Raw genomic sequence first — 17133 nt, forward strand, 5'->3', positions numbered from 1 at the left:
GCGCGCGCTGGCCGCAAATATCGAATCAGGTCGCTTCGTTCCGCGCTATTGCCTGCTACAATGCCGAACTTTCGCCGCGCTGTCTGATCAGCCATGCGTATATTCTTTTCACCAGGATTGTTTCAGGGGCAGATTTTGTTACGACTTTTGACGTTTTTGCTGCTTAGTGTCTGCACAGCCACCAGCATGGCCGAGCAGGTAGTCCAGGTATATCGTGCGGAAGCCCTGGTGACCTCCCAGTCTCAGGCAGAGCGCAACACCGCCATGCGCGTCAGCCTGGGTGAAGTTATCTGGCGAGTGTCCGGTGACAGCGCCGCTCTGGAACACCCCAAGGTGCGCGAGGCATTGAGTCAGGCCCAGGGTTATCTGTATGAATACAGCTATGCCTCTACCGACGAGCAACTTGAAGTCGAAGGTCAGCAAGTTCGGGCGATCAAGCTCATCCTCAAGTTTTCCCCTCAAGCCATTGAAAAGCTCCTGCGCGAAGCACGCTTGCCGTTGTGGCCAGCAAATCGCCCCAAGTTGCTTGTGTGGCAAATCATGACCGATGCTTCCGGCACCACTCATCGGGTATTGGAAGATGAAGCGCGTAAGGCGCTTTATGATCAGGCAGCCTTGCGCGGCATACCCTTGTTGTTGCCTATGCACGATTTTGAAGACAACATCGCCCTCGGTTCGGACAGCCTATGGAATATGGATGACGCGAGCATTCGTGCTGCGTCAGAGCGTTATAAACCAGACGCCATTCTGGTGGGGCGCTATCGTGAGTCCGGTGGGTTATGGCGTGCCAACTGGCAGCTGTTGCACGCTTCTGCGAACCAGAGTTTTGATACGCAAAGTGCCGAAATCCCCAGTCTGTTTGTGCAGGCCATCAATACCACCGCCGACTATTTTGCCCGGCTTTATGCCATCACCCCCAGCGAAGGCGGTTCAGGTGCGATTGTCATTCGGGTTGGGGATGTGCGCGACTTTGCGACCTACAAGAAAGTGCAACGTTACCTCGAAGGTCTGGCGATGGTCACCTGGGTGGAGATGATGACCGCACAACAGGATCGCCTGTTGATCCGCCTGCATACCGAAGGTGACCTGTCGTTGTTGCTCAGTACCCTGGAATTGGGGAAAAAGCTTTTCCCGGTGGAATCTGAATCCATTACCGTGCAACCCGTAGAGGCCTATCGACCTCCGGCAGCAACCAATGGCATGGATACTGGCGCCGATGGTTTGGGTGGCAGTGAACTGAGCGGTTTTCCCCAGGCACGCGGTTCCCTGGCTAATCCACTGGTATATCGTTGGCAGGATTGACCGTGAGTCGGTGGATGATCTGATGATGACGCATATACCACAACAATTATCTCTGGGGGTCAGTCTGAATGATGACGCCACCTTTGATAATTTCTATGCTCCTGCCGGTTCTCACAATGCGGAAGTGGTTGCCTTTATGCGTGACCAGATCTCAGGTGGTCCGACAGAAGTCACCAGAGAAACCTTTGTGTATCTCTGGGGCGCCTCCGGCAGTGGACTGACGCATCTTTTGCAGGCCGGTTGTCACTATGCCCAGTCGCGGGGAATGAGCATGCAGTATCTGCCACTGGCAGATCTTGCGGGTTATGCGCCCGCCGAACTTTTCGCTGATCTGGGGACGCTGGATTACTTGTGTATCGATCATTTGACGGCGGTCGCGGGCCGCCCGGACTGGGAGTTGGCGTTGTTCAACCTCTATAACAGTCTGCGCGAAAGTGGCAAATGTCTGGTGGTGGCCGCTGAGCAGAGTCCCCGCGAATTACCGATTCATCTGGAAGACCTGCGATCACGATTACAGTGGGGGATGACTTATCAGGTCCAACTGCTGAGCGACGACGAAAAGCAGGAAGCTTTACAGCGTCGGGCCCGTGCCAGGGGCATGGAATTAAATGACGAGGTGGCCCATTACATCCTGCAACGTCTGCCGCGTGATATGAATGAACTCTTCCGCCAGCTCCAGCGTCTGGATCATGCCTCCCTGGCAGAGCAACGCAAACTGACCATCCCCTTCGTGAAAAAAGTGCTGAATATATAGCCCCCGCCATCGGGTTTCAGAATAGTCATACCTGCATCGGAAACATCCCTTCGACCGCTTTTACGCATTGACAAAAGTTCGGGCGCTTTCTGTTCGCTTTTCTTTTAGGTTTTTAGCCCCTGGGGTCAAGAAGTGTTATTGCGCTAAGAAATACCTGATGAATCGCGCACACTAGGCGCCCTGAAACCTTGAGATAACAACATAAACTCAACCAGATCGGGCTCGCGCCTGATCGATCTTTTGGAGTATGCCCATGAATCTGCGCAAACTATACCTATCGATATTAATGGCCTGTCTGCCTTGGCTGTTGGTGGCCTGTGGTAGCAAAGGTGGTGATGGCGATCAGCCGCCTCAGATCAGTTCATCTGCCAGTAGCAGTTCTGTGGCCACAGCCAGTGCAACGATCAAGGTTAATCAGCTGGGCTTTTTACCCTTGGCGCAAAAGTTGGCTGTGGTGCCGTCAGGCGCGGGGGACAGTTTTTCGCTGATTGCCGTTGACTCGGATACGGAGGTATTTACCGGCACTTTGGGTGACGCCGCAACCTGGGCACCGGCGGGCGATAACGTTCGATTGGCCGATTTCTCCAGCTTTACGACACCCGGTGAATACCGGATGCGCGTGGCTGGTATCGCTGACTCCAACCGTTTTCGTATTGCGGAAGATATCTATCAAGCCCTGAATAACGCGGCTATTAAAGCCTTCTATTTCAATCGCGCCAGCACGGCATTACTGGAAGCGCATGCCGGTATATATGCACGGCCTGCCGGCCATCCGGATACCAATGTGCAGGTGCACGTCTCAGCGGCTTCGCCTCAGCGACCGGAAGGCACGGTTATTCAGGCGCCCAAAGGCTGGTATGACGCGGGAGATTACAACAAGTACATCGTCAATTCCGGTATTTCCACCTACAGCCTGCTTGCTGCCTATGAACATTTTCCGGCGTACTACCAGGGCCAGAACCTTAACATTCCCGAGAGCGACAACACGCTGCCGGACCTGCTCGACGAAATTTTATGGAACCTGGAATGGATGCTGGATATGCAGGACCCCAATGACGGTGGCGTTTACCACAAACTCACCGACAAGGAGTTCGACGGCGCTGTTATGCCCCACGAAACCGGCACCCAGCGCTATGTGGTGCAGAAGGGCACCTCAGCAACCCTCAATTTCGCAGCCGTAATGGCCGTGGCCAGTCGTGTCTATGCACCCTTTGACGCACAACTTTCAGCAGAGATGCTGGCTGCTGCGGAGTCTGCCTGGGAATGGGCGCAGGCAAATCCGGCCATTACCTACGTACAACCGACTGACATCAAGACGGGCGCCTACGGTGATGCCACATTGACTGACGAGCGTGCCTGGGCAGCGGCTGAGCTCTATATCACCACCGGTGAAGAGGCTTATTACACCGGGATGAACCCGACGCAAGTGCAGGCCACCGTGCCTTCCTGGGGGGATGTGTGCGGATTGGCCTGGGTTTCCCTGGCGCATCATCGCAATGCCTTGTCAGAGGTGGCTGACAAGACTCTGATTACCCAACGCATCACGGCGCTGGCCGACACGTTATTAGCGGACTGGGAAGCGTCGGCCTATGCCGTGCCTATGCAGCAACAGAATTTTGTGTGGGGCAGTAATTCGGTGGCACTGAACCAGGCCATGATGTTGTTGCAGGGCTATCGGCTAAATGGCAACAGTGACTATCTGGGGGCTGCGCAGTCCCTGTTGGATTATGTGCTGGGACGCAACCCGACGGATTTTTCATTCGTGACGGGATACGGTGTTAAAACGCCGCAGTATATTCACCATCGTCCCTCCGAGGCTGACGGTATTGCAGCGCCTATACCCGGTTTTCTGGCCGGTGGCCCCCACGCAGGACAGCAGGATGCAGGGGACTGTCCCGTCAATTACCCTTCGGATCTCCCGGCAAAATCTTATCTGGATCACTGGTGCAGTTATGCCAGCAATGAAATTGCCATCAACTGGAACGCGCCTTTGGTGTATGTATCCGGCGCCCTGCAAGCCCTGACGGAACAATAAATTTGATTGCGGATCAACAGTCAGCACTGGCTGTTGATCCTGCACCAGGGAGCCGCCTCTGCCATCCGGCAAATTGCCTTAATAACTAAAGCTGGCTATGTTTAAACGAACATACCTTTATCTGGAGCACCGGTGAATAAACCGATGATGGCAGATACCTCTTCTTCCTCTCAGCCAGCGCCTGTCGGTCGTCGTTTTGCCCGGCGCGTTTATCCAGCTCGCATACTCGGGCTTGGCTTGGGTTTTTTCTCAGTAGGCGCCGCGCTTGTTCCTCTCTCTTACGGCTTTTGGGTTTGGTTTTTATTAATTATGTACGCCTTTGCCTGGCCACATATTGCCTATCTCTATGCAACGCGCGTCTCCGACTCCTTTGCCACCGGCAAGCGTCAATTATTATTTGATTCGTTTTGTGGCGGCCTGTGGGTTGCGGCCATGGCATTTAATCTTCTGCCCAGCGTTCTGGTGCTAACCATGTTGAGTATGAACAACATGGCCACTTCGGGCGGACGTTTTTTTGGTTTTGGTTTGCTGGCGCAGTTAACCGGTTTGCTACTGGGGGTGGCGATCTTTGGTTGGTATCCGCAATGGGATAGCAGTCTCACGGTTGTGATTGCCTCAATGCCGTTTCTGATTGTGCACCCCCTGGCCGTGGGCATGATGGCCTACAGTTTTGCCACGCGTCTGCACGAACAAAAAAACAGTTTGAAATTGTTGAGCCGTACCGATGGCCTGACGGGATTGTATAACCGGCGTTATTGGCAATTGCGTGCAGCCGAAGAGTTTGAACGCAGCCGTCGACAGGGAAATCCGGCGTCTCTGATCATGCTGGATATCGATCACTTTAAAAAAATAAATGATCAATACGGCCACAGTATTGGCGACGAGGTTCTGGAGGCCCTGAGTTATCTGTTGCAAATTAATTTGCGCAGCATTGATATTCTCGGTCGCTATGGCGGCGAAGAATTCGCGGTTGTTTTGCCGGAAACCGATGCGCAATGCGCACAGGAAATCGCTGAACGCGTGCGCCTTGCCGTGGCGAAAGAACCGCTGGGGGAAAAGCAATCATTGAAGTGCACGATCAGTCTGGGGATTGCGGAGATATCCCGCTCAACCAAAGATTTTGATGAATGGCTCAACGCGGCGGATAAAGCGCTTTACGACGCTAAAGCCGCCGGTCGCAATCGAACCTGCGTGTACCGTGAATAAACCAGCATTCCTTTGCGTATTGGTTCATATATTCAGGGCGCTACACAATCCAGACAGCTCGCATAAACCGCATGGGGATCATTCATCTTGCTGAGTGTCGCCAGTGGTTTGAGTAACGGCAACAGCTGTTGTTGCACCTCCAGTGCAGTGACATTATTCAGCAGGGTTTTGGGTGCAAGCATGCCGACGTGGCTACCGACGAGTTGGCGTAAAAGGGCTTCGCGGGATGAAAGCGGCCGACTGATAATCTCTACACTGTATTCGTCCAGCGCGACGTGCTGAGCAGTAGCGGCAATCACGTCTTCCAACGTACCCAATTGATCCACCAAACCCAGTTGTTGCGCCGCGGCACCGCTCCATACCCGTCCTTCGGCAATGGCTTCAATCTCCGCCGGTTCTGCATCGCGCGCTTCCGCCACCAGATTAATGAAACGTTGGTAAATATGATCGACGGTTAATTGAATAATGTCGCTGGCTTGAGGCGACAGCTCGCGGTCAGGACGAGCGGCGCCGGCCAGAGTCGTGGTGCCGACACCATCCGTCGTGATACCGATATTGGCGAGACTTTTTTCCACCGTGGGAAACGCCCCGAAGACGCCAATCGATCCGGTCAAGGTTGTTGGTGTTGCCCAGATTTCATCGCCCGCCGCCGCGATCCAGTAACCGCCCGATGCAGCCAGGCTGCCCATGGAGATAAACACTGGAATACCGGCCTCGCGGGTTGCCTGAATTTCATCGCGAATCACTTCCGATGCAAAGGAGCTGCCGCCGCCACTGTCGATACGAATGACCAGCGCTTTTACGGCTTTTTCCTCACGCACGTTTTGCAGCATCTCGGCCAATGTCTGGCTGCCGATACTGCCGTCCGGTTGGTGCCCATCAAGGATATTACCGGAGGCTACCAACAAGCCGATCTTGTCGGCTTTGGGTAACTGCGTGCGCTTCACATCGGCAAGATACACGCTGGCGTCGACCCCCTTGTAATAATTGCCCGCATCACTTTTGCCCAATTGTTCTATCAGTTGTTGCTGAACGTTTTGATAATTTTTGAGTTCATCCACTAAACCATTTTCCAGTGCAAGTTGTGCGCTACTGCCGCCAACATCGCGCAATTTGGTATCCATGGTGTTGATAAAGTTATTGAGCGAACCACTGGGTAAATCGCGCGCCTGTTCAATCTGTTGTGTGTACTGCGCCCAGAGTTCACCTAGCCAGCGGGAATTGTGTTCTTTGGATTCTGCAGACATATCCTCACGCAGCAGCGGTTCCACCGCGTCCTTGAATTTTCCTGAGCGGAATACGTGAAAATGAATGTCGAGTTTATCCAGGGTACCTTTGATGTAATTGCGGTAAGTACCGTAGCCGGTCAACAGGACTGCGCCCATATCATTCAGATAAATCGTGTCGGCATAGCTGGCCAGGTAATATTGGTCTTGCGTAAAGTTGTCACCGTAGGCGATGATTTTTTTACCGCTGGCTTTAAAATTTTCCAGCGCCTGACCGATTTCCTGCAATTTACTGATACCGCCAACCAACAGGTAATCCAGCTCCAGAACCAGCGTCGTGACGCGCTCATCTTCAGCGGCAACATTAATGGCTTCTACCAGCTCGCGCACAACGGTTTCGCTTTCTTCCGGGCTCACATCGCTGAGTAACAAGCTGACCGGATCAACATGGCTGCGCTGATCGACCAGCATGCCGCTGGGTGCAACACGCAACGCGAATTCGGCGGGCAGTACGGGTGTTTTCTGCGTGCCCAGTGCGATGACAATCACCAACACAATAAACAGAAAAATCAGATTGAATACGGCGATCCGTATCCAGGTCAGTAGTGACCAGAGACCAGATATAAATCGACTGAAGGGGCCGGGGGTGCGTTGTTGGCGGGAGTGGTCCACGTTATACATCCTTACGGTTAACAGGAAATCAATGGAAGTTAATGCAGCGCCCAAAGGCAGGGATTATTCAACGGCGGCTTGTTGCCGTTGGTAGTATTGCCAATATTGCATCCAGCGGCTGATCATCATCGCGCTGATAAAAATAGTGACCGATAGTACGACCACCGCAATGTCCTGCCAGCGCACCAGTGGTGACATGCTATTCACTACGGACCAGGTGAAATACACGAGGATCACAAAGCAAATCCAGCTGTAAGTCCGATAGCGCTCTTGCATCAGGCCGGGGATAAAAATCAGCAAGGGAACACTTTGCACCAGCCACAGTTTCAGGCTGCCATCGGCATCCATCAGGTTGTTCATTACAAACAACACCAGCAGCGCGCCATAACTGATAAAAAATATTCGCTGCATGCCGCGTAATTTACGCTGAATAACGCGGGCCTGGTCCTCGGTGATAATCAGGGGTTCTTTTTCAGACATTATTTTGCTGCTCTGGAAATTAATTAGGCGTGCAATTGCGCGGCGAGGCGCGCGACGCGTTTGCCAAGGGACTGGCACAGCGTTATTTCATCGTCACTCAATCTGGATGGCGTATCGCCTGCAGCCAGATGAGATGCGCCGTAAGGTGTGCCGCCCGTGCGGGTGAGGTTCAATGCCGCTTCTGTATAGGGAATGCCGGTAATCACCATGCCCTGATGCAGGAGCGGCAACATCATCGACAACAACGTCGCTTCCTGACCGCCGTGCAAGCTGGCGGTGGAGGTAAATACAGCGGCGGGTTTATCGACCAGGTCGCCGTTGAGCCACAGGCTGCTGGTGCCGTCGAGAAAATATTTCATGGGTGCTGCCATATTGCCGAAGCGGGTAGGGCTGCCGAGTATTAAACCGGCGCAGTGTTTCAGATCCTCTTCCGTGCAATAGATTGCGCCCGTGTCCGGGACTGCTGGTTGCGTTGCTTCAATCGTGGTTGACACTGCCGGTACCGTCCGTAATCGGGCTTCTATGCCGGCAACCTGTTCCACTCCACGGGCAATCTGTTGCGCCATAGCGAGGGTTGCACCATAACGACTGTAATACAGCACCAGAACGTAAGGAGTAGCCATCATTGTGTCTTCTTTAATGTGTCATTGATAAGCGGGGAACGCCGGATCCTACAGTAAAGCCAACAGGTTTTCCGGTGGACGGCCAATCACCGCCTGGTCATCTTTGATGGCAATCGGGCGTTCGATCAGTTTTGGATGGGCAGCCATGGCTTTAATCAAGGCTGTGTCGCTGAGACGCTCATCTTTGAGATTCAATTCTTTATAAGCATCCTCACCGGTACGTAACAGGTCGCGTGCGCCGATCCCCAGTTTTACCAACAGCTTTTTTAATTCGGCGGTGGTGGGCGGATTTTCCAGATACAGTCGAACGTCCGGCTCAATGCCATGTGCCTGTAGCAGGGCGAGTGCCTGACGGGATTTGGAGCAGCGCGGGTTGTGGTAGAGTGTGATCATCGTTAACCTCAGTTATGTATCGAGCGGCGATTATAACCATTTAACTCATCATGGCCCCACCTGTCAGTATGAATAAAATGCACCATTACTGGCGACGAACCCGGCAGTTTATCGAGCTGATCGTCAAGCAGTACCAACAAAAAGAATGCCAGAAAAGTGCGGCGTCGCTCACCTACGTCACGCTCTTTGCCATCGTGCCGCTGATGACCGTGACTTACTCCATGTTCTCCATCATCCCGGCTTTTGAAGGCGTCGGAGAACAACTCCAGTCGCTGATCTTTACCCATGCCTTACCTTACAACGAGCAGGCATTGATCGGTTATTTACAGGACTTTTCCCATCAAGCGCGTAAATTGACGGCAATCGGTGTGGCGTTTCTGGTGGTGTCGGCCTACCTGATGCTGAAAAATATCGAGCTAAATTTCAACGCGATCTGGGGCGTCAAGTACGGGCGACGGGGGATTGTCAGCTTCCTTTTATATTGGGCTATCCTTAGCCTCGGACCGCTGTTGTTGGGATTTGCCCTGGCCATCAGTACATATGTGGCGTCATTGCGCTTGCTGATGGATGAATACGACAGCCTCGGGCTGGTGACCTGGGTGTTCCAGTTTTTACCCATCCTGCTCAGTGCCGCTGCTTTCACGCTCCTGTTTGCTGCGGTGCCGAATTGCAAGGTACCGGTTTCGGATGCTGCTATCGGTGGCTTGGTCACGGCTATCGTCTTTGAAATCCTCAAAGTGCTTTTTGGTTTGATTGTTACCAATTCATCTTTCACATTGATCTATGGCGCCTTTGCGTTAGTGCCGCTGTTTCTTTTGTGGATCAACATGATCTGGATGGTTGTCCTGGGCGGCGCTGTGTTGGTGCACACCATCGGCAGTTACCAGATTGTGCTTAAGGATCGCGGCTATCCCGACCTGCTGGCCACGTTGCTGGTGTTGTGGAAGTTTCGTCAGGCATCAGCCCAGGGACTCAGCCTGAGCAATCGTGAGCTGTTGCAAATCGGCCTGTCATCGGAACAATGGCGGCGTATTCGCGACACTTTGCAAAGCGGGCGATTGATTACAGCCACCAGCCAAGGGGATTTCGTGCTGTGTTACGACCTGTATCAGCTCAGCCTGGCTGAATTAGCGGGCATGTTAAAGCTGTCTCGCCAGTTGCCGCCGGATGTGACCGGGCTGGATGACTTGCCTTGGTTGGCTGCGGCCCAGGCACACCTTGGGGCGATCGATGAATTTGCCGGTGAGCGTTGGTCCATTAGTGTGGCAGGCTTATTTGATGAGAGTGGCGATAGTGCCAAAGTCGCCGCTGCTGACGCTTGATCCGCGCCGGCGCGTTAACCGGTTATAAACAAAGATTTGTTAACGTCATTTTCAACGGACTGACTATAATTCAAAGTATTTCCCATTCATCGCTTGCGATGCGATCCAGACATTCATCCATGATAACGACTGACTATGGCTATTCCTCTGTTGATTTGTGACGATTCAATGATGGCGCGCAAGCAGGTAGCGCGCTCCTTGCCGGCGGGCTGGGATGTGGAAATCACCTATGCCACCAATGGCATGGAAGGTTTACAAGCCATTCGTGAAGGCAAGGGTGAGATGGTGTTTCTGGATCTCACCATGCCGGATATGGATGGCTATCAGGTGCTCGAAGCCGTTCGCGATGAAGGCCACAAATGCATCGTCATTGTGATCTCCGGCGATATCCAGCCTTCGGCGCGCGCGCGGGTGATTCATTTGGGGGCGCTCGATTTTATTCAAAAGCCCATCAACCCCGAAAAACTCGCGGACGTCCTGCACACCTACGGATTGCTGTAGGAACGGCCTCCTCAATATAGCTATTTTTTTGACAGCGATTAGCGTTCATGCAATTTTCCCGATTTGGTACCAAGCTCAGCAGCGATGCCGGCATTATCAGTTTGATGGATGACTTGGGCGAGGCGCTGCGTGTCAATCCCGACATGATCTTTATGGGCGGCGGTAACCCGGCAAGAATTCCGGCTATGGAATTGGCCTTTGAAGAAGCGCTGGCAAAAACGCTGGACGATGCGCAACTGCGCCATCAATTATTAGGCATTTATCAGCCGCCCCAGGGTGACCCTGAAGTATTGGATGCGGTAGCAAAACTGTTATCCCGCGAATATGGTTGGCCGCTTACACGCGCGAACGTAGCACTGGCCAACGGCAGTCAATCCGCTTTTTTTGTGTTGTTTAATTTATTCGCCGGTGAGTTCGCCGACGGCCAACACAAACACATTCAATTGCCATTAACGCCGGAATACCTGGGTTACAGTGACCTGGGGATCAGTGCAGATTTTTTTCATTCGGCAAAACCGGAAATCGAAATCCTGCCCGATCATTTTTTTAAATATCATGTGGATTTTCAGCAGTTGCACATCACTGAGGCAACTGGCGCTTTGTGTATTTCCCGTCCCACCAATCCGACGGGCAATGTCATCAGTGATGATGAATTGGCGCAGCTGGATCAACTGGCGCAACAGCATAAAGTTCCCTTGATTGTGGACGGAGCCTACGGCACGCCTTTTCCCAATATCCTGTTTGTCGATGGCCAGCCACACTGGAATGAAAATACGATACTCGTATTGAGTTTATCCAAGCTCGGTTTACCCGGTGCCCGAACAGGCATTGTGATTGCCAATCCGACAGTGATTGATGCGTTTACCAAAGCCAACACGATCCTGAGCCTGGCGTGCGGTAACTTCGGGCCGGCGCTGGCGCGCCAGTTGTTGCAGGATGAACAAATTCTGCATTTGAGCCGCACGGTGGTCGCGCCTTTTTATCAAGCGCGGATGGAACATGCGGTCCAGGTTTTTAAGGAAGCCTTGGCGGGTTTGCCTTATCGTATTCACAAACCCGAAGGAGCCATATTTTTATGGCTGTGGTTTGAAGGTTTGCCAATCAGCAGTGAAGCGTTATACCAGCGGTTAAAACAGCGGGGCGTGTTGGTGGTTTCCGGACATCATTTTTTTCCGGGATTAGATGGGCATTGGCAGCACAGTCAGGAATGTATTCGCGTTACCTATTGCCAGAGCCCCGAAACCGTAGAGCAGGGCGCAAGCATCATCGCCGACGAAATCCGTACAATCTACAACGCGCAGCTCCCACGTAGGTCGGATTAGCCGAAGGCGTAATCCGACAACAACGTAAGCAGAAAGCCTCACGCTTTTTTCCACCACAACCACCGCGACCCTGGTTTGATAAATTTATCCAGTTGCTGCTGTTTGTGTTCGTCGCTGGTAAACCAATAATAATCCTGTTTACTCTTCGGCTTGATCAACCCTTTGAAAGGAACAATGTGCTCTATAACCAGCCTGGGCATGCCCATCTTGCGATCGGCATTAAAACTTTGGTTCCAGTGCACAAGAATGTCGCGTTTGATCGTGGCAATGGCCAAGTCTTCGGATGATGCTTGAATCAGACGGCACGTAATAAATCCAATCACCGGTACTGGGTTGCCATAATTTTCAAAGAAAATGTCGGCTCCGGAAATAACAACTTTGTAGTACATGTTTTCACTCAAAACAGATGTTTCATAGGTTACTTTTTGGAGATGATCGATATTAATCGAATTCCGCATCGCCCTTGACGCTGTTGCCATACAATGGCGCCGTTTCCGGTAACTTGTGAAATAATTTGCTGAAATGTTGTTGAACGCGCGCGATATTCATCACTGACATGCCGCTCGAAAAGCCGAACCAGACATACAGGCCATTCAGGTCTTTAAACATTGATGGCAAATATTTCGGGCCGGTAATAACACCTTCCAGATAACGTTCGTAAAGTAACGGTAGATCATCCAATGTCACTTTGCCGACAAATAACATCGGAATAATTTCCGGCACGCCGGATTGAATGGCGCTACGAATAAAATTGACGTTTTCGACGAAACCTTTGACGTAAGAAATATCTTTCGTGAACACCGACCCGCCGGTTAAGGTGCCGCCGCGAAACACGCGCTGGGTAACGCGATAACTGTCGTGTTCACTGATGCCGCGTTCCAGGAAGTAGCGATATACTTCGCAAAAATCGGCGCCTTGTTCTGCCAGGTCAACCGCGACAACACGATCACTGATACGGCGGGCACGTTGCGGAAATGAACTGAAAGTGAGGGTTTCCAGCAGCACGGCCATACCTTCCTGGATCGCGGTAATACGCGGTGATCCGACACTAAGCCAGGTGGCCCAGGGTTGCTGGCGCCCGTTCAACGTCGTGCCGATATGCACCCAGCCTTCGTGGACTTCCAGAACCTGTAAATCCAGTTCGGAAAAATGCGCGCGGCGGTTGATCTTGATGCAATCTCCTCCCGCAGAGGCGTCCGACACAATATCGTCGCTGATTTGCACCCTGACTTCGCCAGGTGAAAAATAATTATTCATCCGCTGCAGGAGAATATCGACGGCCTGCTCGGCGTTGATGTGATTGCTGTAGGGACGGTTCAGATGGTCCACCGCTGGCAGGGAGAACACATGGCATAAGCGCTCACCCAACTGCCGCAATGTTTTGCGGTCGCCGCGAATTTTGTCTTGCGCCGAACCATAGAGCAGGCGGCTGAAATAACCGAACTGGGGCTGGCCACGGTGGCGCAATAATTCAACAACGATTTGGTATTGCTCGATAGTCGCCTTAAGAATATGGCCCAGCGCATCGCCGCGCCCCAAGTGCCTGCGGACATCGTTCTTCAGGTCTTTCAGATCCTGGTGGACGATATCGGGATCAAAGGCTAATTTCTGCCGTTGATAAAAGTCAGCGTCGATGGCCGGCAACACGCGACCGTCCTTGGCGCGGAATGTAGTTTCTAATTCTGCTGGCCATTTAATGGCATCAAGGATACGGATGGGACGTTGAAGTGCTACCAGGCGCGTGGACAAGGCCTGCAATCGCTCCAGATAGGCTTGGTTTTTCATAGGCAGGTTCCAACAACAGACCGGGTGACGCGTAACGAAAGGTATAAACTGGGAACAGTTTATACCTTGGCGAACTGATTGTGAGCAAGGTCACTTAAATTCTTCCGAGCATGTCATGGGACTGACAAGGATAAGCGGTAAAAAAATGCTGTCAGTGAGTTGTTTTTAACCAGCGGCTGGCTTTTATAATGGCAGCCCTTATTCGCGCCCTTGCTCGCAACCGTTATCCGACATCGGGGGACAGGTCCATGGCATACCTGGCACTGGAAAAACTGCATCAGCTATACGATGGTTACCGGCAACCCCTGCGTGTGGCCGGGCGCGAGTTACTCTTGTTGCAGGAAGAGGGGCGGCTTTATCTGATTGCCAATCGCTGCCCGCATATGGATGCACCCTTGCACAAGGGCAGTGTGCGGCAACATCTGCTAAGGTGCCCAACCCACGGGATCGAATTTGATCTGCGCGATGGGCGCGCCCAAGGTGGTGCGGCAGCGTGCGTCGGTTCGCTTGAATATATTCCGTTGGTTTATGAAGGGAACACCGTGGGTGTTGTGCTTTGATCTTTCGGGCGCCAGTGCGTCCTTTTGCTGTTTGCTCTATTTCCGTGTGGTCTCTAGCCACAATTTATCCAGGTATGCATTGCTGCCTTGGTTCACTTTTAATAACAGGAAATCATTATGTCCGTCTTGTCCCGCTTGTTTGGTAAAACTAAAAAAAGCCAACCTGAAACCCGTATCAATAAAATTACCGCACTGGAAAGCCTGTCGCCTGATGCGCTGATGAGTATCGCCTTGGGTGAAAAAGGCGAGCAGGACGATCAGTTGCGTGTAGCAGCAATTGAACGACTGGATGACGCAAATACTTTGCGCGATATCGCTTTCAGCTCCACCAGCAACCAGGTGCAGCGTATTGCGCGGCAGCGGCTTGCCGCGTTGGTTGATACAGGCAAGATTGACTTCGATCAGTTGTCTACGCAATTAGGTGATCCGGTAAAACTTTTTGCGGTGATGAGTTTTTCCCAACAGGCTGATCGGCTTGAACAGCTCTTGTCCTCCATCAATGACAATGAACTGCTGTATAAAATGGCTCGCGAAGGCGCTACGGTAAAGCTGCGACAAATTGCTGCCGAAAAAATTGAAGACCGTGAACAATTACAGCACTTGTTAAAAGACACCAAAGGTAAAGACAAGGCCGTCTATAAAATCGTCAAGGATAAATGTGACCGTTTCCGTGAAGAGGAGAAGTCGATTGCGGCCACCCAAACGGCTATCGATACGCTCTTGCAATCGCTCGCGCAACACAGTCAGCGTGTGTTCGATGTTCATTACACCGCAAAATTTCATTTGTTACAGCAGCAGTGGCAAGCATTGGTTGAACAGGCAAATGAAACACAACAGCAGCAAGCAAACGAAGCCATCGCCGCATGTCAGGTAAAGGTAAACGAGGTGGAAGCAGCAGAGGCGGAAGCCGAAGCTAAAGCGATTGAACTGGCCAGTGCGGATCAGCATCGCCAGGATATTTTGCAAGCACTTGCCGCCCTGGTAAAACAATTGGCCGTGGGTGAGCCGGTGGAGGATACGCAGATCCAGCAACTCAGTGCGCAATGGCAAGAAGCGGCAACACACAAGCCTGCTACAGCAAGCGAACAGAAATCTTATGTAACATTGACAGAAATGATTCCCGCCTTGCAGCAACAGTTGACGCGTTACGGCAGTATTGAAAACCATGTCGCATTATTGGCTAGCGCAGACAGCGATGCTGACGATCATCCGCCAGTCTATCGCCATCTCAAGCAACGCCTGGAAGGGAAAAAAATATTTGCAGGCGATACGGTTCCGCAAAATATTCTCGATGCACAGATCGCTTTGGAGGAATGGGACAAGCAGCGTCAGGCGAAAAAAGCCGAGCAACACCATCTGCAACGGCAAATTGGCGGTTTGATTCGCAAAGCGAAGGACGCCAGTAGTACCGGTAAATTGCAGCAAGCCGCTGGTTTGCGGCGCGCCATTGAGGAAAAGTTGGCGCAAGCAAAAACAGTTCCTGCGCATTTGCAGGGCCAACTGCAGCAACTGGATGAAATGCTGGATAAATTGCAGGATTGGAAAGATTACGCTGTGCTGCCCAAAAAACATGAACTTATTGCGCAGATGAAATCTTTCATCGGCAGCGAGGAGCATCCGGAGGCGCTCTCGATCAAGATCAAGCGCTTACAGGATGAATGGAAATCGCTCAGTAAAGGCGGCGGACTGCACAAAGAAAATCAGGAGCAGGATCAGGAACTGTGGGAGGATTTTCACCAGTCGGCACAAACAGCTTATCAACCCTGTCGCGAATATTTTGCTGAGCAGGCGGCTGTTCGTCAGCGCAATCTGGAAAGCTGCAAGGCCTTGGTCGAGCAATTAAAAACCTACGAACAGAATTATGCCTGGGATGCTGCTGACTGGAAGGCAGTCGAAAAAGTTGTGCGTCTGGCGCGTCAGGAATGGCGCAGTTACTCACCCACCGAGCGCGCAGCAACTCAACCGGTATTGGCAGAGTTTGATGCCGTGCTTGAGCGCATCGATCAAAAGCTGAATGATGAGCGAAACAAGAATGCCGCGCAAAAACAAAACCTGATTGCGCGCGCAAAGCAATTATTGGAACAGGAAGATACCCGCGCAGCGATAGACGAGGTCAAACAATTGCAAGCGCAGTGGCAACAGGTTGGGGTGATGGCGCGTTCGCTTGATCAAAAACTCTGGCGCGAATTCCGCGCTGCATGCGATGCAATCTTTGCCAAGAAACAACAACAGACCGCAGAGTTTAAAGGGGAGCTGGAGGCTAACCTGACGGCGGCTGAGCAGCTAATTGCCCGGATGCGGGAGTTGACCGAACTGAACGGTCAGGCACTTATGGATGCACGTAAAGATGTAGACGAATTGCAGCAGCAATATACGGCGCTGGGATTTTTGCCCAAGGCGAAGGCAAACGGAATCAAGAGTGCATTCGTGCAAGCTGTCGATGCCTTCGAAACAAAAATAAAACGTGAACGCCAGCTCGCCCGCCAGCAGGTCTGGTTGAATTTGTTTGCAGCCAACGATCAACTGCGTGAGTGCCAATGGTCGTTGCTCAAGGTGACTGATGTTGAACAGGCGGATGCATTGAAAGCTGATGCAATGGCAAATATACCTGCTGATCAATTGCCCTCGGGTGGTTTGAAAGCACTACAGCAAAAACTGGAATCTACTCTGGCGGAAACCCGGGTCGAGCAACATCTGGCAGATCTGCGATTGTTGTGTATTCGTGCCGAAATTCTTACCGGTGCGACCACACCGGCACAAGATCAGGCGTTACGGATGGAGTATCAGGTTAAACAACTTGAGCAGAACTTTGGTCAAAAACCGGCGGATGCGCGCACCGCATTCGATGGTTTGGTGTTCGAATGGCTGGCTGTCGGTCCGGTATCTGCCGCAGACTATGCGCCGCTTTTTACCCGGTTCCATAACTGCTGGTTGAACGTCGTCCGCTAGGGA

General features: G+C 52.2%; 15 protein-coding genes. 9 read left to right on the top strand and 6 right to left on the bottom strand.

The genetic code is table 11. The features are described 5' to 3' along the window. The first annotated feature begins 135 nt into the window (after positions 1-135). From CBR65_RS21595 to CBR65_RS21610, 4 genes are all read left to right on the top strand, one after another. Positions 136-1302: a DUF2066 domain-containing protein gene (locus CBR65_RS21595; RefSeq protein ID WP_157672184.1), complete on the top strand. Its 1167-nt coding sequence runs from the start codon at positions 136-138 to the stop codon at positions 1300-1302. A gap of 22 nt (positions 1303-1324) precedes the next feature. Beyond that, positions 1325-2056: a DnaA regulatory inactivator Hda gene (gene hda / locus CBR65_RS21600; protein ID WP_232461277.1), complete on the top strand. Its 732-nt coding sequence runs from the start codon at positions 1325-1327 to the stop codon at positions 2054-2056. A 253-nt stretch (positions 2057-2309) separates the two neighbouring features. Continuing rightward, a complete protein-coding gene (locus CBR65_RS21605) occupies positions 2310-4091 on the top strand; it encodes a glycoside hydrolase family 9 protein (protein ID WP_232461278.1) in 1782 nt (593 codons plus the stop codon). A gap of 132 nt (positions 4092-4223) precedes the next feature. Continuing rightward, positions 4224-5297, top strand: coding sequence for a diguanylate cyclase (locus CBR65_RS21610; RefSeq protein ID WP_087468783.1), 1074 nt, complete (start codon positions 4224-4226; stop codon positions 5295-5297). Between the two features lie 32 nt (positions 5298-5329). Here the strand turns inward: CBR65_RS21610 and sppA are convergent, their stop codons facing one another. The 4 genes from sppA to arsC are packed head-to-tail and all read right to left on the bottom strand — an operon-like array spanning position 5330 to position 8691. After that, positions 5330-7204 carry a signal peptide peptidase SppA gene (gene sppA / locus CBR65_RS21615; protein ID WP_087468784.1) on the bottom strand — a complete coding sequence of 625 codons (1875 nt, stop codon included), beginning with the start codon at positions 7202-7204 and terminating at the stop codon, positions 5330-5332. 54 nt (positions 7205-7258) lie between these two features. Then, positions 7259-7675 (bottom strand): DUF2069 domain-containing protein, encoded by a 417-nt coding sequence (locus CBR65_RS21620; RefSeq protein WP_087468785.1) that lies wholly within the window; start codon positions 7673-7675, stop codon positions 7259-7261. A 23-nt stretch (positions 7676-7698) separates the two neighbouring features. Further along, entirely contained in the window at positions 7699-8298 is a 600-nt protein-coding gene (gene wrbA / locus CBR65_RS21625) for an NAD(P)H:quinone oxidoreductase (protein WP_087469213.1), read from the bottom strand. A 48-nt stretch (positions 8299-8346) separates the two neighbouring features. Further along, on the bottom strand, positions 8347-8691 hold the full coding sequence (arsC, locus tag CBR65_RS21630; RefSeq protein WP_087468786.1) for an arsenate reductase (glutaredoxin): 345 nt from the start codon (positions 8689-8691) through the stop codon (positions 8347-8349). Between the two features lie 68 nt (positions 8692-8759). On the opposite strand from arsC, the gene CBR65_RS21635 reads away from it, so the two are divergent. The 3 genes from CBR65_RS21635 to CBR65_RS21645 all read left to right on the top strand — a co-directional run bounded on the left by CBR65_RS21635 (position 8760) and on the right by CBR65_RS21645 (position 11836). Continuing rightward, positions 8760-10013, top strand: a complete 1254-nt coding sequence (locus CBR65_RS21635) for a YihY family inner membrane protein (RefSeq protein ID WP_232461280.1) — start codon at positions 8760-8762, stop codon at positions 10011-10013. Between the two features lie 135 nt (positions 10014-10148). After that, positions 10149-10514 carry a response regulator gene (locus tag CBR65_RS21640; protein WP_087468788.1) on the top strand — a complete coding sequence of 122 codons (366 nt, stop codon included), beginning with the start codon at positions 10149-10151 and terminating at the stop codon, positions 10512-10514. A 47-nt stretch (positions 10515-10561) separates the two neighbouring features. Continuing rightward, entirely contained in the window at positions 10562-11836 is a 1275-nt protein-coding gene (locus CBR65_RS21645) for a valine--pyruvate transaminase (RefSeq protein ID WP_087468789.1), read from the top strand. Between the two features lie 38 nt (positions 11837-11874). On the opposite strand, the gene CBR65_RS21650 is transcribed toward CBR65_RS21645, so the two are convergent. Beyond that, complete coding sequence (locus tag CBR65_RS21650) at positions 11875-12315, bottom strand: hypothetical protein (RefSeq protein WP_232461281.1); 441 nt, start codon at positions 12313-12315, stop codon at positions 11875-11877. After that, entirely contained in the window at positions 12278-13621 is a 1344-nt protein-coding gene (locus CBR65_RS21655) for a flavohemoglobin expression-modulating QEGLA motif protein (protein WP_087468790.1), read from the bottom strand. The genes CBR65_RS21650 and CBR65_RS21655 overlap by 38 nt, the downstream gene beginning before the upstream one ends. Positions 13622-13869: 248 nt before the next feature. Here CBR65_RS21655 and CBR65_RS21660 point away from each other — a divergent pair, with 248 nt between their 5' ends. Then, entirely contained in the window at positions 13870-14181 is a 312-nt protein-coding gene (locus tag CBR65_RS21660; protein ID WP_087469215.1) for a Rieske (2Fe-2S) protein, read from the top strand. A 117-nt stretch (positions 14182-14298) separates the two neighbouring features. Beyond that, positions 14299-17130 (top strand): DUF349 domain-containing protein, encoded by a 2832-nt coding sequence (locus CBR65_RS21665; protein WP_087468791.1) that lies wholly within the window; start codon positions 14299-14301, stop codon positions 17128-17130. The last annotated feature ends 3 nt before the right edge of the window (positions 17131-17133 follow it).

Origin of the sequence: Cellvibrio sp. PSBB006 (assembly GCF_002162135.1) — a bacterium.
Lineage (GTDB): Bacteria > Pseudomonadota > Gammaproteobacteria > Pseudomonadales > Cellvibrionaceae > Cellvibrio.